Below are 18,432 nucleotides of genomic sequence, written 5' to 3'. Positions count from 1 at the left end.
TAAGATTGTGGCAAGCGTCACAGAATATATAGTGACTCGCCCGCATCGGAAGCACCCGACTCCGACTCAACTTCGCGGTAGCGCCGGGGCCAGACACCCTGCTTGCCGGGCGACAGGATGCCGTTGGGGTCCAGCGCGTCCTTCAGCGTTTCCTGGAGCCGGCGGACTGCGTTGTTGTTGTAGTCGAAACCGTCTGCAATGACGTCCATGTAGTCGACATGGCTGCGGTAGGGCGCGTAACCATGGCTGCGGGCGGCCGCCAGCAGTGCCGAGTAGAGTGCCCGTGCGCGCGCCAGCTGCTCCTGGTTGTCGTTTTCGAAGAAAATCATGGTCACGTGCACCATGTGGCGCGGGTAAAGGTGGTAGCCGATGTACAGGTCGAAGCCGAACTGGCGGTACAGTTCTTTGGCTTCCCGGTAGAACGCCCACACCTCTTCCCCGCGCGCGGGAATGATGGGGGCTGCGTCTATATGCCCGCCGTTTTCCGCCGCCCAAGCCACCGTGGACAGTGGCTTGAGCGTGGGTACTCCAGCCATCTGGGTGCGGTCCATATCGGCAATGTCGCCATAAGCGACCTGCACGCCTTCAGCACCTTCATAGAGCCGGGCTTTGACGGTGAACCCTTCAAGCCCGGCGAAGCGCTCGCGAATGATCTCAAGCCTGCGCTGGGCGAGGCCCTTGTCGCCGTAGATCGCAAACTTGGCGTTCCACTGGCCTATGCCCATCTCCTGACGCATTTCTTCCAGGCGGTCGTCCGGGATGGACCCCTCCCCCTCGTACCAACGCGATCGCGGCCCGTTCATGGTGGCCGCCCGAACCACGTTGCCGCAGAGGGCGTTGTTCTGGATGACGTCCTCGCGCCGGAGCTGGGTCAGGATGTCCACCAGCTTGGGCATGTCCTCCTCGCGCTCCACCACAACGTCGCCGTTGATGTACACATCCGGCCAGGGCATCAGCCAGAGGCCGATCTTGGTGACTATGCCAAGATTGGACTGAGTGAAGATACCGTCCAGGGTGGGGCCGAAGCCGCCTTTGAAGATGGGCCCGAGTTCAGTTCCATCCATGGCCCACATTCCTGTCCGCACCAGCTCACCGTCCGGCAGAACCACCTCCATGCCGCAAATGGACTGCACATGGTCCCCCATCGGCGTCATGCCGTAGCCGCGGTCCAGCGCATTGCCAAGGATTGATCCCCATCCGAGCGCAGGAACGGACATCCACAGCTTCAACTCCTTCTCCTGGATGTGTTCGAAAAGGTCGAAGAACGTGACCCCGGGCTCAATGACGGCGTAATTAAGGTGGTCGTTCACCTCGATGATCTGGTTGAGGCGGCTCAGGTCGAGCGCCACCATGCCCTTGGTGCGCGGTTCCGGTCCCCCATAGCCCAGGTTCTTGCCCTGCGAGAAGGACCACAGCGGAACGCGGGTGTCATTGGCGAGCCGGACGACGGCCTGGACCTCCGCCACGGTCCCCGGACGCACGCCGGGCCACTTCGCGCGTCCGGTGTTCAGCGGGTAAGGATCGATATAGCCCTCTTTGGGCGTGGCGCGGACAACATTGTCTCCGCCGACAATGACTTCTGCCTGGTCGAGGAATCTGGCTTGGGCGTCCATTTTCGTTCACATCACTTTCAGGGGGTGGCATAGCTGCGGCGGTAACTGTGGCGCCGTCGTCGGAGCCGTTTCTTTCATCATGACGAGATAGGGTCCTCAAGTAAATCGTCTATTTCCGCTTATGGTTGTCAGTAGAATTGACAATGTGACCATCACCCTGAACCCCTCCATCACGCTGCGCCAGGTACTCCACTTTGTGGTGGCGGCGGAAACCGGCACCATGAGCGAGGCCGCACGGCGGCTCCACATGGCGCCGTCGGCCATCTCCATGTCCATAGCGGAACTCGAGCGGATCGTCGGGGCGCAGCTGTGCATCAAGCGCAAGTCAAAGGGGCTCACGCTGACGTCCACAGGCATCGTCGTGTTCCGTCAGGCGCGCCAATTGCTTGATCTCGCGGACGAGATCGCGTCGCTTTCCAAAAGGGACAGGACGGACATCCGCGGTCCGCTGACGATCGGCTGCTACATGCCGCTGGGACCCACCATCATTCCCCCGATGCTGGCTGATTTTGCTGACCAATGCCCGCATGTGGAGGTGGACTTCATCGAGGGGTACCACGAGGATCTCCAGGACCGCCTGCTCAATGGGTCCATCGACGCCGCCTTCGTCTACGACATGGACATTTCCCCTGCCCTGAAGACGGCCCCGCTGCTGTCTGTGGAGCCTTACATCCTGCTGCCGGCAGAGCATCCCCTGCGCCACGCAGAGGTGGTTTCGCTCAGGGACGTGGCAACGAGTCCACTCATCTTCTTCGACGCTCCGCCCATTTCCACGCGCATCCTCGACATGTACCGCGATGCCGGGCTGGCTCCCGACATCCGGCACCGCTCACGCAGCTACGCCACGGTCCGGTCCCTGGTGGCGAGTGGCCGTGGGGTTGCTGTGCTCTTCCAGCAACCCATGCTGGACGCGCCCTATGAAGAGCTGAAGGTTGTCCTGAAGCGGATTGCGGAGCCCCGTGTCCACACCCGAGTCCAGGCCACCGTTTCGCTGGCCTGGACGCGGAGCATGCGGCTGAATGCCCGCGCCCAGGCATGGGTGGATGTCGCCGTCGAACGGTTTGGTTCTGCCGGCTCAGAAGATGGGCGGCTGTAAGCCGGCAGCTTCCGTGCAGGGGACTGCCGGGACTTCTACGCGGTCGGGCGTGAGAGCCCGAGGTTGTCACGCAGGGTGGTGCCCTCATACTCAGATCGGAAGTAGCCGCGGTCCTGGAGCTCAGGGACCAGCTTGTCGCAGATGAGCTTGAAGCCGCCCGGGTTGAAGGGAGCATTGAGGTTGAACCCGTCGCAGGCCTTCGATTCGAACCAGTCCACCATGCGGTCAGCCACTTGGGAGGGAGTGCCCGCCATCCATTGGTGTCCTGTGGAACGGGCCAGGTCCACGATCAGCTCACGCAGCGTCATTCCCCTGTCCACGCTCTTCTTACGGTAGATCTGGTAGCGGCTGCCCAGTTTGGGGTCGTCGGAGAACCACTCGGCCGGGATCGATTCATCGAATTCCAACTCGGAAAGGTCCATCTTGAGGTCAGCACCCACCTGCTTGCGGCCGTTGCCGAGGTGCACGTAGCCAGCCAACTCGTTGGCGAGGTCCTGCGCTTCCTTCTCAGTGTCACCGAGAATCGGCAGGATCCCCGGAATGATTTTGACGTCGTCGGGGTTCCGTCCTTTCTCGGCCACCATGTTCTTGAACTTGGTGTAGAACTCGATGGACGGCTCCTTGAACGGTTGGGCGGTGTAGATCCCGTCGGCCACCGACGAACCCAGGTCCATGCCGGGGCCCGAGGAACCAGCCTGGACCAGCACGGGGCGTCCCTGCGGGGATCGAGGCATGTTGATGGGCCCCTCAACTTCAAAGAACTCGCCCTTGTGCCGGATCGCACTGAGCTTGCTCCGGTCCACGTATTCGCCGGAGGCCCTGTCAACGATGATGGCGTCATCGGACCAGCTGTCCCAGAGGCGCTGTACAACGTCCACGAACTCGGTGGCCCGCCGGTAGCGCACAGCCGGGTCCGGGACGTCTTCCACTCCGTAATTGCTGAAACCGTCCGACGACGTGACAATGTTCCAGCCGGCCCTGCCTTTGGACATGTGGTCCAGTCCGCACAGCTGCCGGGCAAGGTTGTACGGCTCGGAGAATGAGGTGGACATGGTCCCGATCAGGCCGATGTTCTTGGTCCTGGCGGCCAGCGCTGCAAGGACGGTCATGGGTTCATAGAACCCGTTCATCTTGATGTCGCCCCGCATGACTGTGTTGGCGTGGACGATGTCGCCGAAAAATACGGCGTCAAGTTTTGCGGCCTCGGCCATGGCGGTCAGATCCGCCACGAAATCCAGGTTGCCCAGTTCTTCGGCCCGGCTTCCTTCCATCCGCCAGCTGTCCTTGTGGTAGCCCGCGGGCAGCATGAAGGTGGTGAGCACCATGTGATTCTTAGGCTTCATCGCCTGGTTCCTTTCGTGATGTGCGCCAATCCGGGCGCCTCGCTGCCTCCAGCATGGCAGTCGGCCGTTGCATGGTAAATGGAGAAGTTTCAGTGCAACAAGTTCAATTAAACTGACAACGTCCTCGACGTGAAGATTCGACCGGAAGCGACAAAGCTTAGGTGCAGACCCACTGAGGGTTGCCGTGTGCGGAGCCCTTAGACGGCGTCGAGCTTGACGCGTGAGCCCTCGCGCGTCAGGCGCACCGCCGCAAGACCCGCCGCCAGGACGACAATCCAGAACGCTCCCACCATCCATACGCCGCCGCCCGCTGCGAGAACCAGGCCAGTAGCAATCATTGGAGTAAAACCGGCCCCGATCATCGAGGCTCCCTGATAGGACAGGGACGCTCCCGTGTAACGGACACTGGTGGGGAACTGCTCGGAGATGTAAGCGCCGATGGGTCCCGCGAGGGCCCCCTGGACCAGGCCGTTGCCGATCACCACCGCGACCGCAAAGCCCCATAGAGTCCCGTTCGTCAGCAGCATGATCAGGGGAAAGGCCAGAAGGATGGCCGCCGCGCCGGCGGCAGTGAGCACAGCGCGCCGCCCGATCCGGTCGCTGAGGCGTGCTGAATAGAAGCAGACCACCACCGTTACCACGGCGGCAACCCCCTTCCAGTTCAGGACGCCGGAGCGGTCCACGCCGCTTCCCACAGCCATAGAAACGCCCCAAACAGTCAGCAGCCCTTGGCACGCGTAGAAACCCAGCGTCGCCACGAGCGTGACCACGACGAGGCGCGGATGGTGGCGGAGCACCTCCATCAAAGGCGGCTGCTTAATTTTGGCGGCTTCGGCGTCGAGCTTTTGGAATACGGGAGTCTCTGCCACCCTGAGGCGAATGATCATGCCAATCAGGATCAGCAGTGCACTGAGCAGGAACGGTATCCGCCAGCCCCAGACGAGGAACTGGTTCCCGGTCAGGGCCGAAACAGCGGAAACCGCAAGTGTGGCCAGCAGCCCGCCGGCCGGTCCGCCGGCGTTGGCGAAGGCTGCGGCGAGGCCGCGCTTGTTTGCAGGGGCGTGCTCCAGGGCCATCAACGTGGCCCCGCCCCACTCCCCGCCGACCGCAATGCCCTGGATGACGCGCAGGAGGACCAGCACGATTGGCGCTGCAACGCCTAACTGTGCCGTGGTGGGCAGGAGCCCGATCAGGACCGTGGCACCGCCCATCATGACCATCGACAGGACCAGCATTTGCTTCCGGCCGAAGCGGTCGCCGAAATGGCCGAAGATGATGCCGCCCAGCGGCCGGGCGACGTATCCTGCCGCAAGGGTTGCAAAGGAGGCAAAAAGGGAAAGGCCAGGGCCGAGGTTGGCAAAGAAAACGCGATCAAACACCAGGGATGCCGCCGTGGCGTAAAGAATGAAGTCGTAGTACTCGATGATGCTGCCGATCAGGCTGGAGCCCAATATGCGGCGCATGTCCTTGGTATTCAGCGAGTCAGCCGCAGGTGCTTTCCTGCTCGACGGGAGATCCTGGGCGGTTTTCGGGTTCAACATGATCTCTTTTCAAAAGCTGTGAGAGTTCGATGACCGACGGCGACGTTGGTCAGGTCCCGAAGCAACCCCTTCATTCGCCCTTCCAGGCATGACGCAGATCACAGCAGAAGACCAATCGATTAAGCATAACCGTGGCAAAAGTGTTTAATCTGCGCCCGTGGGGGGTGGGGACGCAAGCCCGCGGAGCGCGTCAGCGGTGGAGGCTGCTCAGGGACCGGCGGCCTACGGGAGCGAGCCCGAAGGTGCGGAAATCCAGGGGGCGATATTCGCCCCACATGTTGTACCAGTTCTCATCCTCGCCCCACACAACGGGAGGACGGGAGTCGTCGTAGATCTGCTCCAGGTCCGTATAAAGTTCGACGACGGCCCCTGAGGTTTCCACATAATAGGCGGCGATGTTGTGGCCGGCCCCGTGCCTGACGGGACCCCAAATCAGCTCCCGGCCCAACTTGTTCAGCCTGTCACCAAGCTTGCCGAGATCTGCAATGCTTTGCGTCTGCCAGGCATGGTGGTGCAGGGTGCCTTCCCCACGGACCAGAGCGATGCCATGGTGATCCGGGTTGCAGCGCATGAAATAGGCAAAGTCGTCGCCGATAACGTCCGAGAGGCGGAAGTCCAGGACCCGGTGCAGGAACCGCATCATTCCGCCGACGTCCCGGGGGTGGAAGTTGACATGCCCGTAGCGGTCAGGTCCGAAGGACTGCTGAAGGGCAATGTTCTGCTGCATTCCGACGTAGATTTCGAACACGAAGCCCTCCGGCCCAATGAACGAAAAGCCGTCTTCGATACCAACGCCACGGGGCTTATTGCTGAGGATGATGAAGTTTTCGTCCTCCACGCGCCGGCGGATCTCGCGCAGCGCATCGCCATTCGCTGCAACTAGACCAAACCCATCCACGCCGTCGACGTCCGATTCCACGTAGACGAGTTCGTGGTGGACATTGCCGGCAGCGAGGTACACGGCATCGGGCGTCCGCTCGGTTTCGCGGAGTCCAAGAATCTGAGTTGCATCAAAAACGGACTTACTGAGCTCCGTCGTTTGAATACTGACGTGGCCCATGGCGCTGATCAATCCCCAAGACATCCATGTCTCCTACTCGTTGCAAGGCCCTTTCAGACCGCGGTATCCGCAAATCTGCTACTTAGAAAACACTATCGTAACTACAATCGATTATCTAGCGAAAAAAACAAAATAATTCTCTGTGGGCTGCAAAACGACTCCACGTCTTGGCCTGATGGTGACGATCGAGGCGGTCTTCGTCTATGCCTTCGGCCGGCTGGCAAGCCAGCCGCGGAACAAGTTCGATGGCGGCTAGTGTCCTTCTACCGTCCGGGCGCCCGGTACGACGGTGCCTTTTTGGCCGCTTCACCGATCTCTTCCGGCGTCAGGAGTGGCTTCAATCGCACATCCACCTTGCCCGACGAATCTGGCGGAAGCGCGTGGGCATCCTGCACCGGACGATGTTCATGGGGATGGCGGAAGGCGGATCCGCCTCCTCCGCCGGTTAGGCACAACGGCGGTCCGCGACCGGAAAGGCACCGCAAAACGCGCCTCGTCCGCCCCTGCCCGTAACGCCGTGGCAAGCGCTTTTTCCCTGCACACATGGGGTTTTCAGGAGTAGGATGTGGGCGTCGGCAGGATTCCTGCGACTCCTTGCCGCGAGCCGGTTCTCCATCTGAAGAGCTGGCAGTCACCGCGAAAGGGAGACTGATGACTACCGCTTCACACCCCGCCCACCACCACGCCATGGGGTTGTCCCTTCACAACACCGCCTTGGGTCTTGGTGTGGTTTTCCTGCTGGTGGGAGTCCTCGGGTTCATCCCGGGAATCACCACCAACTACGGTGCCATGAGCTTTGCCGGACATGACTCCGGCGCCATGCTGCTGGGAGTGTTCCAGGTGTCCGTGCTGCACAACATCGTCCATCTGCTGTTCGGCGTGGCCGGCGTCGCAATGGCCCGGACAGCCCAGAGGGCCCGCTGGTTCTTGCTCGGCGGCGGCATCATCTATCTGGTTCTGTGGATCTACGGCCTGGTCATTAACATGGACGGGGGCGCCAACTTCGTCCCGTTTAACACTGCCGACAACTGGCTGCATCTGATCCTCGGCGTCGCCATGGTCGGGTTGGGCCTCTGGCTCGGCAGGGATGCCATGGAGAGGACGAGGGGAAGCGCTCCATAGCGCCACCCACGGTCCATGGAAAAACCAACGACGGCCGTCCCTCGAGCGGGAAATCTGCTCCGGGGCGGCCTTCGTCATTATCAGAAGCGCGATCCCGATCTGGATCGCTTTCGGACTCCCGTTGGGCTGGTGTTGCTGACGCCCTCTGCATTGCCGGCTCCGTCATTGCTCGTGCACCGTGCCCTTGGCATACTGCCTGCATGCCTTCCTTCCCCGCCTCCTTCGCCCCGGACGTCTTCAGCCAACCGCTCCGAGCCCAGTTCGAGGCATTCGTCGACGAACACCGCGCCATGCTCAACGCCTGCCTCGACGGGCTGACCGAGGAGCAGGCACGCCGGTCCCTGGTGCCATCCCGGACGACCCTGCTGGGCCTGGTCAAGCACGCAACCTTCGTGGAGAAGGTCTGGTTCGACGAGGCGATCACATGCCGTTCGCGCGCGGAGATCGGCATTCCGGCCACGCCGGACGAGTCATTCATCCTCGAGGACCGGGACACGATCGCCAGCATCCAGGCCGCCCACCGCGACGCCTGCGCGGCATCGCGCCAGGCGGCGTCGCGGTTGGACCTCGACGACGTGGTCAGCGGCAACCGCCGCGGCCCGCTCCCGCTGCGCTGGGTGTACCTGCACATGCTGCGCGAACTCGCCCAGCACTGCGGGCACGCGGACATCCTGCGCGAGCAGATCCTCAGCAGCTGACAGCGGTCCGGACCGGCGCACGCCGCCGACCAACGCCGTCGGACTTTCCCTCTATATGGGGAGGCGAGCCGGTCGCGGCCCTGCGGTCCCGGCCTTACTGACCCGGTGCCCGGTATGACGGCGTCTTCTTAGCCGCCTCGTCAATCTCTTCCGGGGTCAGGAGCGGCTTCAGCCGCACGTTCACGTTGCCGGACGAATTGATCATCAGCGACAGGGCAGCGGCGCCGGCCGGGTCGGGGACATCGAAGACGCCCAGGACGTCGGTGTCCCCGAAGGCGTAGTAAAAACACTCGAGCGAGCCGCCCACGGAATTGAGGGCGTCGGTCAGCGCGGCACGCCGCGCCGTGCCGCCTTCGCGCATGAGCCCCTTGATTCCCTCGCCCACGTAATTGGCTTCAAACAAATACTTGGTCATGGTCTTGTCCTGTTCCGCAATGTCCAGGACCCAGGCACCCGCGGGCGCGCCTGGCACCTCGCCGGCAGGTCCTGGAACGGTCCCCGAATGGGGCCGTGCGCACAGCGTAGGCTCTCTTGACCGCACTGACAACGGCCTCTGGAAACTCTGCCGAGCCCGTATATGTCCTTCCCTTGTGAGCGCCCAGCCGCGGCAGTACCATCCCCTCACCTGACGACTCCGTGGAAGTGGGCAACGATGCTCGAAACAGCGCGCAACACCGGAACGGACGCACGCCGCGACCTGGTCACCGAACTCTTGGGCCTGTGGCTGGTGCTGGCCGTTTTCCTTGACGGGTGGGCGCACATCAACCTCCCCAGCCTGGAGACGTTCTTCACCCCGTGGCACGCAGCCCTCTATTCAGGCATGCTGGCGACGGCGGCCTGGACCGCCGTCGTGATCTGGCGCAACCGGACGCCCGGGCAGCCACTCGTGCAGGCGATCCCGCCCGGTTACCAGGCGACCGCCGTGGGCGTGGTCCTGTTCGCCGTGGCCGGCGGCCTGGACCTGCTGTGGCACGAGATCCTGGGCATCGAGGTCTCACTGGATGCTCTGGTCAGCCCCACCCATCTGCTGCTCGGCTTCAGCCTCTTCCTCATCCTCGGCACCGGGGTGCGGAGCGCCCGCGCGGCCGGTCGTGTCACAGCCAACCACGGCACAGCCGGCCGCGTCGGGAACATGACCTGGACCCCTGCAGCGCTCTTCGCCGTCGTGCTCATGACCGGGCTGGGCGCGTTCTTCCTCGTCTACGCTTCCATCTTCGTCCGCCCGGGGCCGACGGCCGTGTTCGTCCCGGCGCCGGTGGGCACGCCCGGCCGCGTCCAGTCGGAGATGCCGGTGATCATCGGCCTGATGAGTTACCTGCTGACCACCGCGCTGATCATTGCGCCCTTCCTGTTTGCGCTTTCGGCCACCCGGCGCCCGGCGCGCTGGATCGTTACCCTGCTCGTCGTGGCAGCGGCCTGGCTGCCCGTGGTGATGATCGGCCTGCGCCCTTACTCCATTGCCGGGGCGGCGGGGGCGACGGTGGCCGCCGTCGTGGTCGATCTGCTGCTGACCCGCGTGCCGGACCTCTGGCTGGGCAGGCGGCTGCCCGCGGTCACGGCAGGAATCGGGGCGCTGCTGTGGACGGGGCAACTCGTGGCGCTCGCGGTGACGGACGCTATCCGCTGGCCGGTCTCGCTGTGGCTGGGAGCGGTGGTGCTCAGTGCTGCCGTGGCCGCGGGCCTCGCCCTGCTCAGTTCCTGGGGAACGGCGCGTTCGCTGCCTGATGCCGCCGGCTGTCCCGCCGTCGAAAGCCCCTGACGGCGAGCGCCGGCCCTCCTACCCCGGCAGCTGAGACCTAACCCGTCAGCTTTGACGGCAGGTCCGCTTCGGGGCCCGCTTCGCCGCCCATCGCGGCCACCAGCCGCTCCCGGGCGCGTCCGAGGTGTTGGTCCAGGAGCTGCGCCGCGTCATCGCCTCTCCCCTCCTCAATGAGTTCGAGAAGCTTCTGGTGCTCCGCCTGGATAAGGGTCGTGTCGAGCAGGTGCAGCGACTGCACCCTGGACATGCAGAGGCGGACCTCCCCCACCAGCGACAGGTACATCTTGCTGATGCGCTGGTTGCCCAGGGCATCCACCAGGCCGGTGTGAAACCGCATGTCCGGCTCCACCACATCAAGGGGCGCGCCTGTCTTCAGGGCAGCAATGTCATTGTTGGCCCGCACCGCTTCGTCGGGGACGGTCCGGCTGGACGCCAGCCGCCGGAGCACTTCGCTCTCGAGGTAGGCCCGCGCAAGGTAAATGTCGCGCACCGACTCCGGGCCAAGGTCGGCGACGCGGGCGGTCTTGTGCACTCCCCTGACCAGCAGCCCTTCGGCCACGAGCTTTTCGATCGCGGCCTTCGCGGTGGGCCGGGCAACGTCGTAGGAGGAAGCCACCTCTGTCTCCGTCAGCGCATGCAGCGCCGGAAGCTCGCCCGAAAAGACCCGGGCCCTGATGTCCGAGGCGATCGCTTCCACGATCGATACAGCTGAAACACGGCTCACGGCTCTCCGCTTCTACACGTCGCTTGAGGGGATGGCTTTCTTCATTTTGCCAGACAAGACCAGAAAGTAGTCTTGACCGACTTGTGTACTTGTTAGACAATCGAAGGGCGCCACGGAGCTGTGACGCCTCACACATTCTGGAGACCCTCATGTTTCAACAGATCCTCGACCCCATCGGCGGGTCGCTCATGCTCTCGGCCCTCTGTGCCGCGCTACCGCTCGTCCTGCTCTTTGTCCTTCTGGGCGTCTTCCGGGTCAAGGCACCCAAGGCAGCCATTGCCAGCCTGGCCGTCTCGCTGATCCTCGCGATTGTCGGCTGGCAGATGCCCCTCGGCCAGGCCCTCGGTGCCACGGCTGCCGGCATCTTCTACGGCCTCTTCCCCATTCTCTGGATCCTGGTCAACGCCCTGTGGATCTACAGGCTGACCGTCGCCACGCCGTGGTTCAAGGCCCTGGGCCGCACCATCCGCTCCATCTCCGACGACCTGCGCATCCTCTCGATCCTGATCGCCTTCTGCTTCGGCGCACTGCTGGAGTCCCTGGCCGGATTCGGCGCCCCGGTAGCGATTTCCGCGGCCATGCTGATGGCCGCCGGAATGAAACCGCTGAAGTCCGCGGTGGTCTCACTGCTGGCCAACACCGCGCCGGTCGCCTTCGGCGCCATGGCAGCACCCATCATTGCGCTCAACGGCGTCACCGGCCTGCCGCTGCATGACCTGTCCTCGATGGCCGGCCGGCAAACCCCCTTCGTTGCGCTGATCGTGCCGCTGCTGCTCGTGTTCATCGTGGACGGACGCCGGGGCGTGAAGCAGGCCTGGCCGGTCGCCCTGGTGGCCGGCACCGCCTTCGCCGTTTCCCAGTTCATCACCTCCAACTACCTCGCCGTGGAACTCACCGACGTGGTTGCCGCCGTCGTCACGGTCGCGGCTGTCCTGGTGATGCTGCGGTTCTGGAAGCCGACGGAAACCATCGGCATGGCAGGCAGTGTCCAGGCGGGCAGCGTGCAATCCGGTGCCGTGCAGTCTGTTGCCGGCGGGGCCGCATCCGTCGAGGCGAATGTCTCCCGCGGCGCTGTTGCTTCCCGGGAAGGCACGACGGCGGCCTCCCGCCGTTCCGCTGGAACGGCCGCCGTCGCATCCGGGGGCGGCGACGACGGCGGTTCGGCCGATGACGGCCGGCTGGAAGCGGGCGCCGGCAGCACTGCGCCGGCAGGCAACACCCGGCCGGAACCGCGCCACATCTGGATGGCCATTGCCCCCTACCTGATCATCATCACCGTGTTCTCCCTTGCACAGATCCCGGCCGTCAAGACCTGGCTGAACCAGGTGGGCACCGTGACCTTCCACTGGCCGGGCCTGGACATCAGCGATTCTGCCGGCAAGCCGGTGGCGGCCACGAAGTTCAAACTGGACCACCTCAAAGCCACCGGCACGCTGCTGCTGTTCTCCGGCCTGATCACCATGGCCCTCTACAGGATCACGGCCGGCCAGGGCTGGCGGATCTACCGCGAGACGATCGTCCAACTCCGCTGGACCATCGTCACCGTGACCTCGGTGCTTGCGCTGTCCTTCGTGATGAACCTGTCCGGCCAGACCACCACCCTGGGATTTGCGCTAGCTTCCGCGGGCGGCTTCTTCGCCGTGCTCTCCCCCCTGATCGGCTGGATCGGCGTCGCGCTGACCGGATCCGACACCTCCTCCAACTCCCTGTTCGGGCAGATGCAGGCCACCGCGGCCCAGCAGACCGGGCTGCCCTCGGTCCTCATGGCCGCCTCCAACTCCTCCGCCGGCGTCATGGGCAAGATGCTCTCACTGCAGAACCTTGCGGTGGCCTCCGCCGCCGTCGGGCTCGACGGCTCCGAAGGGACCCTATTCCGTAAACTGATCGGATGGAGCGTTGGGCTGCTCGCCCTCATTACCGTCCTGATCCTCCTGCAGTCCACTCCCGTACTTGGCTGGATGGTTCCCTGATGACAACACTGCAACTTGCCGGGCTCCGCGAGGCCGTGGCCGATCCCGCCCAGGTTAAAACCCGGTCCATCGACCTCCACGCCAACGCCCACGACGCCTCACATTTCCTGCTCATCCCACAGGCAGTGGTGATGGCCGGGAACGCGGACGAGGTGGGCCGCCTGCTGCGCGCCGGCGCGGCCCAGGGCGTCCCGCTGACCTTCCGTTCCGGCGGGACCAGCCTCAGCGGACAGGCCGTCAGCGACGGCGTCCTGGTGGACGTCCGCCGCAACTTCAGAAACGTCGAGGTGCTCGACGGCGGTGCCCGGGTCCGCGTCCAGCCGGGCGTCACCGTGCGCGCTTTGAATGCCCGGCTGGCACCGTACGGGCGGAAGTTCGGCCCGGATCCTGCCAGCGAATCGGCCTGCACCGTGGGCGGCGTGGTGGCCAACAACTCCTCGGGTATGAACTGCGGCACGGTGGACAATGCCTACCGCACGCTCGAGTCCCTCACCGTGGTGCTGCCCTCCGGCACCGTGATCGACACCGGCGCCCCGGACGCCGACACCAAACTGCGTACCGTTGAACCGGAACTGTACGCGGGGCTGGCGGAGCTGGCCCGGCGGGTGCGCGGCAACGGCGATTCCGTGAACCGGATCCGGCAGCAGTTCTCCATGAAGAACACGATGGGCTATGGCCTGAACTCCCTGCTGGACTACGACAGCCCGGTGGAGATGATGGCCCACCTGATCGTCGGCAGCGAAGGCACGCTCGGCTTCGTGGCGGAGGCGGTCTTCAAGACCATCCCCCGGCTGCCCCACGCCGCCACCGGACTTCTGGTGTTCCCGGACCTGCAGACAGCGAACGACGCCCTTCCCGCCCTGGTGGATTCCGGCGCGGCGACGGTGGAGCTCATGGATGCCCTGTCCCTCAAGGTGGGCCAGACGCTCAAGGGGACTCCCGCCGTCGTACAGGACCTGGCGGTCCGGGACCACGCCGCACTGCTGGTGGAGTATTCGGCCCAAGGGCCGGACGAGCTGGCTGCGCTCCGGCAGCGGGGCGAGGAAATGCTCAGGACCCTGGGCCTGTCCGCGCCGGCGCAGTTCACCGGCGATGCCTCTGCCCGGGCCCGGCTGTGGCACCTGCGCAAAGGCCTGTATGCGTCAGTGGCCGGGGCACGTCCGCCGGGAACCACGGCCCTGCTGGAGGACATCGTGGTTCCGGTTCCGGTGCTGGGGCGCACCTGCCGGGAACTGGTGGTGCTGTTCGACAAGTACAGCTACAGCAACAGCGTCATCTTCGGGCACGCAAAGGACGGCAACGTCCACTTCATGCTCACCGACGGTTTCGCCACGCAGCAGGAGCTGGACCGCTACAGTTCGTTCACCGAGGACATGGTGGACCTGGTCCTGGGTGAAGGCGGCTCCCTCAAGGCCGAACACGGCACGGGCCGGGTCATGGCGCCCTATGTGCGGCGGCAGTACGGCGATGAGCTGTACGCGGTGATGCGCCGGATCAAACAGCTGTTCGACCCGTCGGGGATGCTCAATCCCGGCGTCCTCATGGACGACGACCCGCAGGCGCACCTCCGCCACATCAAGACGGCACCGCCGGTGGCCGAGGAGGTGGACCGCTGCGTCTCCTGCGGCTACTGCGAGCCGGTGTGTCCCAGCAAGGACCTGACCCTGACACCGCGGCAGCGCATTGTCACGCTTCGGGCCATCGAGTCGGCGCGGCTGGCGGGAGACTCCTCGCTGGCCAGGCAGCTCGAGAAGGACTACGACTACGAGTCGGTGCAGACCTGCGCGGTGGACGGCATGTGCCAGACGGCGTGTCCCGTGGAGATCAACACCGGCCTGCTGGTGAAGCGGATCCGGCGGTCCGAGGCCGGTCCGGGGGGAAACGGCGTGTGGAATGCGGCGGCGAAGCACTGGGGCGGAGTAACGCGGGGGGCATCGCTGGCGCTCACCGTGGTGAACAAGCTTCCCGCTGCGGCGGTGGCTCCGCCCAACAAGGCAGCCCGCGCGGTCCTCGGGACGGACATCATTCCGCTGTACTCGCCCGAGCTGCCGGGCGGCGGCTCCGCACGGAAGCGGCCGACGCCGGATGGCGCACCGGACGCTGTCTACTTTCCGGCGTGCGTGGGGACGATGTTCGGCCCCGCGGGTTCGGGCGGCTCCGGTTCCGTTGGGGGCGGCGCCGGCGCCAGTGGTGGCGTCCAGTACAGCTTCGAGCAGCTCTGCGAGCGCGCCGGGGTGACGCTGCTGGTGCCGGACAGCATCGACGGCCTATGCTGCGGAACGCCCTGGTCCTCCAAGGGCATGGTTGCAGGCCAGGCGACCATGCGGGAGAAGACCCTGGCGGCCCTGCGACGGGCCACCCGCGACGGCGAACTCCCGATCATCTGCGACGCATCCTCGTGCACCGAGGGGCTGCGCCAGGCGGTGGAATCCGAGACTCCCCTGCCCGGGCAGCGTGCACTTCGGATCATGGATGCCGTGGACTTCGCCGCCGAACATATCCTTCCCAAACTGCCCGACCATCAGAAGCTCGAGTCCCTGGCGCTGCACCCCACCTGCTCCTCCACCCGCATGGGCATCAACACTTCGCTGAATGCCATTGCACAGGCCGTGGCGGAGCGCGTGGAAGTTCCGGAGAACTGGGGCTGCTGCGCCTTCGCCGGGGACCGCGGCATGCTCCATCCCGAGCTCACGGCCTCCGCCACCCAGAAACAGGGCCGGGAAGTCGCGGAGATGGGGGCATCTGCGCACGCCTCGTGCAACAGAACCTGCGAACTGGGCATGACCCGGGCCACCGGCAAGGACTACAGGCACGTGCTGGAACTGCTGGAGGAGATGACACGGGGCTGAAGTTTCAGAGCGGCTGGCTAAACCCCGAAGACGTTACATCGCCGGGCCGGGCATCGATGCGGGCATCAGCACAAGGCCCACCGCGATCAGCACCAGCGCCGCCGAGACCGACCGGTTGGCCAGCCGCTTCCACGGCAGCATCTTCTCCACGGCGATGAACGCACCCACCAGCGCCATCCATCCGACGCTCATCACCCCCAGCGCAAACAACGCCACCATGAGCGCCCAGCAGCATCCGACGCACCAGGCGCCGTGCTCGATTCCCATCCGCAGCGCCCCGCCGTATCCGGTCCGCATGCGGTGCAGGATGAAGTCCAGTGGCGTGCGGCACTTGGTGAGGCACACGTTCTTGGCCGGCGTCAGCTGGTACACCGCAGCCCCCAGGATCACCCCGGCCGCGGCGTACCGCCCTCCGGGCTCCGCGGCGAGCCCGTCCGGCACCATCGACGCGGCAGCCCCATAAAGCCCGAACGCCATGAGCCCGAACGCCGTCCACGAAACCAGATACCCTGCCACGAACAGCGCGGTGGAACCGCGCGGGGCATACCGCCCCGTTTCCCGACGACGGCGGCTGATCTTTGCGTACGCCGTCACCATGGGCGCCACCGAGGGAAACATCATGGCGGCCAGCATCACCACCCACGTGGTGAGGAAGAAGTCCAGAGGCCCCGGATCCGTCCAGCTTCCCATGTCCATCCCGCTCATCCGGTCCGCGGTGAACACCCAGCCCACCGCGGCGAGGATCAGCAGGACGGCAATCAGCCCGGCCTCCCGCGCATCGATCCTGCGGAGTCCAAGTCCACGCAGTCCTGTCCCGGGACTCACGGCGCGGGCTCCAGCCTGCGCGCCCGGTCCCGGGATCAGGGGCCTGCGGGGTCTTTGCGGCCGGGGCTCACGCGCGGCCCTTGGGTCCACCTTCGGCCATCTCACTGGCGAAGGTGAAGTCCGCCGTCTCGCCGTAGACTGCTTCATAATCAATGCCGAAGAGGTCTGAGCCACCCGAGCCCTTGCCGATCCGGAACTCCGGTGCGAAGCCGAACATCGCGTTCTTCACTGTGGTGACCCCCCCGCCGGGGCCGGGCAAGGACTCGAATCCCAGGTTGATGTGCCCCGCCACAGAGGCCGACGGCGTGTCCCCGTCAGAGAAGCTGATGCTCCCGCGTTCGACGCCGAGCCACTCGCCGTAGAGGGCGGCGAAGTCGGCGAACGGGCCGCCCTCATCGCCGTGGAGGATGCGCTCCACGGCCTGGGCCTGGCCGTCGGAGACGCCCTCATCCAGGACGACGCCGACCTTCCAGTTGCCCGAGGTCAGGTTGGACGGGAAGAAGTTGCAGAAGGCGAAGTCGACGCCCGAAAGATCGGTGTCATCGAGCCGCCCGCTGGCGATATGGAAGACCGCCGAGCCCCGGCATTCCCCGTTCGGCCCCGTGGGCGTGCTGTCCACCGGGCACGGACAAATCAGCTGGCAGTTGCAGTTCGCAACGTAAGTACCGGACATTTCCCACGACATTGAGGACTCTCCTTGGTGACGCCATTGCCAAGCAGAAGCCGCGAAGGCGCAGCGCCGAAACTACTGGGGATCAGGGCGAAAAGGTCCTGATATCGGTGACACTACTCAGGGCCGGTGGAGTGTCAACAAGGAATTACTACGCCCGAAACCACTGTCCGTTCGCCGGGTCCGGATGCCGTGGTGGCGGCATCCTAAGATGAGGCATGGACTTCTGGGACGTCTTGTGGACTGTGTTGGGAGCCGGGCTGATTCTGCTCATGCTCGTCGACGTCTTTTACACACTCCTTTACCCGCTCGGATCCGGTCCGGTGTGCAGGACAATCATGCGCGGTTGCTGGCAGCTCACCAGGCTGTCCAGGGGAGGGGCCTCTTCAATCGCGGCTCCTGTGGCAATGGCTGCCGTCATCTTCGCCTGGGCAGCCATGGCTGTCCTAGGCTGGGCGCTGCTCTACCTGCCGCACCTGCCGGAGGGCTTCATTTACGGTGCCGGGGTCCCCCGGCAGGCAGATTTCCTCGAGGCGGTCTACCTCTCCATGGTCACGCTGTCCACAGTCGGGTTCGGGGAAGTCGTGGCAGGCCATCCCCTGCTCCGGCTGGTGTCCGCCTCCGAGGCGGTCACGGGCTTCGGTCTGCTGACAGCCACGGTCTCCTGGATTCTTCAGATGTACCCTGCCCTGAACCGCCGTCGTGCCCTTGCCCACCAACTGAACTTGTTCAGGGAGGCGGCAAGTCCCGGCGACACTTTCTCGATGGGTCCCAGCCACGCCGCCGGCCTGCTCGAGGCGCTGGCCGGCAGCGTCGCCTCCGTCAGCATCGACTTGCTTGCCTTCCACGAAACGTACTATTTCCACGAAGTCGAACCGAGAGGCTCCCTGCCGGCAATTGTCACCTACGCGCAGGAACTTGCCTCCCAAGCCAAGGGCAGCGACCACCCCGATCTTCAGTTTGCCGGCCGGATGCTTGAGGCAGCATTGGACGATCTCGCCAAGGTTCTCCGCGGCAGGTTCGGGCATGCAGGGACGACGTCGTCGGAGGTGTTCGAACACTATTCCACGCACCACCGGCACCGCCGGCCCGGTGGAGCAACTACTGATTAGCGGGCACTGCGGTCTATAAGACGGGAAGCCCTCGCCGTTTTGGCGAGGGG

15 protein-coding genes are annotated in these 18,432 nt (G+C 64.9%); 7 read left to right on the top strand and 8 right to left on the bottom strand.

The features are described 5' to 3' along the window. Positions 1-17: 17 nt before the first annotated feature. Positions 18-1,613: an FAD-binding oxidoreductase gene (locus tag AC1DFE_RS20240; RefSeq protein ID WP_476907655.1), complete on the bottom strand. Its 1,596-nt coding sequence runs from the start codon at positions 1,611-1,613 to the stop codon at positions 18-20. 145 nt (positions 1,614-1,758) lie between these two features. Between AC1DFE_RS20240 and AC1DFE_RS20235 the strand changes: the two genes are divergently transcribed. After that, on the top strand, positions 1,759-2,709 hold the full coding sequence (locus tag AC1DFE_RS20235) for a LysR family transcriptional regulator (RefSeq protein ID WP_476907654.1): 951 nt from the start codon (positions 1,759-1,761) through the stop codon (positions 2,707-2,709). A gap of 35 nt (positions 2,710-2,744) precedes the next feature. Here the strand turns inward: AC1DFE_RS20235 and AC1DFE_RS20230 are convergent, their stop codons facing one another. The 3 genes from AC1DFE_RS20230 to AC1DFE_RS20220 all read right to left on the bottom strand — a co-directional run bounded on the left by AC1DFE_RS20230 (position 2,745) and on the right by AC1DFE_RS20220 (position 6,677). Beyond that, the gene (locus AC1DFE_RS20230) at positions 2,745-4,052 is read right to left on the bottom strand and encodes an LLM class flavin-dependent oxidoreductase (RefSeq protein WP_476907653.1); all 1,308 of its coding nucleotides are present in this window, start codon (positions 4,050-4,052) and stop codon (positions 2,745-2,747) included. 197 nt (positions 4,053-4,249) lie between these two features. After that, positions 4,250-5,593: an MFS transporter gene (locus tag AC1DFE_RS20225; protein WP_476907652.1), complete on the bottom strand. Its 1,344-nt coding sequence runs from the start codon at positions 5,591-5,593 to the stop codon at positions 4,250-4,252. Between the two features lie 190 nt (positions 5,594-5,783). After that, entirely contained in the window at positions 5,784-6,677 is an 894-nt protein-coding gene (locus tag AC1DFE_RS20220; RefSeq protein WP_476907651.1) for a VOC family protein, read from the bottom strand. Positions 6,678-7,304: 627 nt separating this feature from the next. Here AC1DFE_RS20220 and AC1DFE_RS20215 point away from each other — a divergent pair. Then, positions 7,305-7,775 carry a DUF4383 domain-containing protein gene (locus tag AC1DFE_RS20215; RefSeq protein ID WP_476907650.1) on the top strand — a complete coding sequence of 157 codons (471 nt, stop codon included), beginning with the start codon at positions 7,305-7,307 and terminating at the stop codon, positions 7,773-7,775. Positions 7,776-7,975: 200 nt separating this feature from the next. After that, positions 7,976-8,473, top strand: coding sequence for a DinB family protein (locus AC1DFE_RS20210; RefSeq protein ID WP_476907649.1), 498 nt, complete (start codon positions 7,976-7,978; stop codon positions 8,471-8,473). Positions 8,474-8,567: 94 nt separating this feature from the next. Here the strand turns inward: AC1DFE_RS20210 and AC1DFE_RS20205 are convergent, their stop codons facing one another. After that, positions 8,568-8,888: a GYD domain-containing protein gene (locus tag AC1DFE_RS20205; RefSeq protein WP_476907648.1), complete on the bottom strand. Its 321-nt coding sequence runs from the start codon at positions 8,886-8,888 to the stop codon at positions 8,568-8,570. A 237-nt stretch (positions 8,889-9,125) separates the two neighbouring features. Between AC1DFE_RS20205 and AC1DFE_RS20200 the strand changes: the two genes are divergently transcribed. After that, a complete protein-coding gene (locus tag AC1DFE_RS20200) occupies positions 9,126-10,232 on the top strand; it encodes a hypothetical protein (RefSeq protein WP_476907647.1) in 1,107 nt (368 codons plus the stop codon). A gap of 37 nt (positions 10,233-10,269) precedes the next feature. Here AC1DFE_RS20200 and AC1DFE_RS20195 read toward each other — a convergent pair whose 3' ends face one another. Next, complete coding sequence (locus tag AC1DFE_RS20195; RefSeq protein WP_476907646.1) at positions 10,270-10,956, bottom strand: GntR family transcriptional regulator; 687 nt, start codon at positions 10,954-10,956, stop codon at positions 10,270-10,272. A gap of 149 nt (positions 10,957-11,105) precedes the next feature. On the opposite strand from AC1DFE_RS20195, the gene AC1DFE_RS20190 reads away from it, so the two are divergent. Continuing rightward, on the top strand, positions 11,106-12,926 hold the full coding sequence (locus tag AC1DFE_RS20190) for an L-lactate permease (RefSeq protein ID WP_476907645.1): 1,821 nt from the start codon (positions 11,106-11,108) through the stop codon (positions 12,924-12,926). After that, complete coding sequence (locus tag AC1DFE_RS20185) at positions 12,926-15,775, top strand: FAD-binding and (Fe-S)-binding domain-containing protein (RefSeq protein WP_476907644.1); 2,850 nt, start codon at positions 12,926-12,928, stop codon at positions 15,773-15,775. The genes AC1DFE_RS20190 and AC1DFE_RS20185 overlap by 1 nt, the downstream gene beginning before the upstream one ends. Before the next feature lie 33 nt (positions 15,776-15,808). Here AC1DFE_RS20185 and AC1DFE_RS20180 read toward each other — a convergent pair whose 3' ends face one another. Beyond that, positions 15,809-16,600 (bottom strand): DUF2182 domain-containing protein, encoded by a 792-nt coding sequence (locus tag AC1DFE_RS20180; protein ID WP_476907643.1) that lies wholly within the window; start codon positions 16,598-16,600, stop codon positions 15,809-15,811. 67 nt (positions 16,601-16,667) lie between these two features. Then, complete coding sequence (locus AC1DFE_RS20175; RefSeq protein WP_476907642.1) at positions 16,668-17,285, bottom strand: DUF1326 domain-containing protein; 618 nt, start codon at positions 17,283-17,285, stop codon at positions 16,668-16,670. Between the two features lie 203 nt (positions 17,286-17,488). Between AC1DFE_RS20175 and AC1DFE_RS20170 the strand changes: the two genes are divergently transcribed. After that, on the top strand, positions 17,489-18,382 hold the full coding sequence (locus AC1DFE_RS20170) for a potassium channel family protein (RefSeq protein WP_476907641.1): 894 nt from the start codon (positions 17,489-17,491) through the stop codon (positions 18,380-18,382). Positions 18,383-18,432 lie beyond the last annotated feature (50 nt).

The organism is Arthrobacter sp. 05T423 (assembly GCF_056396245.1).
The sequence above is the reverse complement of the archived record's forward strand: the minus strand, read 5'-3'. Positions and strand labels throughout refer to the sequence as shown.

What these genes read in the sequence shown, in the direction of transcription:
- AC1DFE_RS20185 (WP_476907644.1), top strand. Translation starts at nt 12,926, where the DNA reads ATGACAACACTGCAACTTGCCGGGCTCCGCGAGGCCGTGGCCGATCCC.
- AC1DFE_RS20225 (WP_476907652.1), bottom strand. Translation starts at nt 5,593, where the DNA reads ATGTTGAACCCGAAAACCGCCCAGGATCTCCCGTCGAGCAGGAAAGCA.
- AC1DFE_RS20220 (WP_476907651.1), bottom strand. Translation starts at nt 6,677, where the DNA reads ATGTCTTGGGGATTGATCAGCGCCATGGGCCACGTCAGTATTCAAACG.
- AC1DFE_RS20170 (WP_476907641.1), top strand. Translation starts at nt 17,489, where the DNA reads ATGGACTTCTGGGACGTCTTGTGGACTGTGTTGGGAGCCGGGCTGATT.
- AC1DFE_RS20205 (WP_476907648.1), bottom strand. Translation starts at nt 8,888, where the DNA reads ATGACCAAGTATTTGTTTGAAGCCAATTACGTGGGCGAGGGAATCAAG.
- AC1DFE_RS20210 (WP_476907649.1), top strand. Translation starts at nt 7,976, where the DNA reads ATGCCTTCCTTCCCCGCCTCCTTCGCCCCGGACGTCTTCAGCCAACCG.
- AC1DFE_RS20215 (WP_476907650.1), top strand. Translation starts at nt 7,305, where the DNA reads ATGACTACCGCTTCACACCCCGCCCACCACCACGCCATGGGGTTGTCC.
- AC1DFE_RS20230 (WP_476907653.1), bottom strand. Translation starts at nt 4,052, where the DNA reads ATGAAGCCTAAGAATCACATGGTGCTCACCACCTTCATGCTGCCCGCG.
- AC1DFE_RS20200 (WP_476907647.1), top strand. Translation starts at nt 9,126, where the DNA reads ATGCTCGAAACAGCGCGCAACACCGGAACGGACGCACGCCGCGACCTG.
- AC1DFE_RS20190 (WP_476907645.1), top strand. Translation starts at nt 11,106, where the DNA reads ATGTTTCAACAGATCCTCGACCCCATCGGCGGGTCGCTCATGCTCTCG.
- AC1DFE_RS20175 (WP_476907642.1), bottom strand. Translation starts at nt 17,285, where the DNA reads ATGTCGTGGGAAATGTCCGGTACTTACGTTGCGAACTGCAACTGCCAG.
- AC1DFE_RS20240 (WP_476907655.1), bottom strand. Translation starts at nt 1,613, where the DNA reads ATGGACGCCCAAGCCAGATTCCTCGACCAGGCAGAAGTCATTGTCGGC.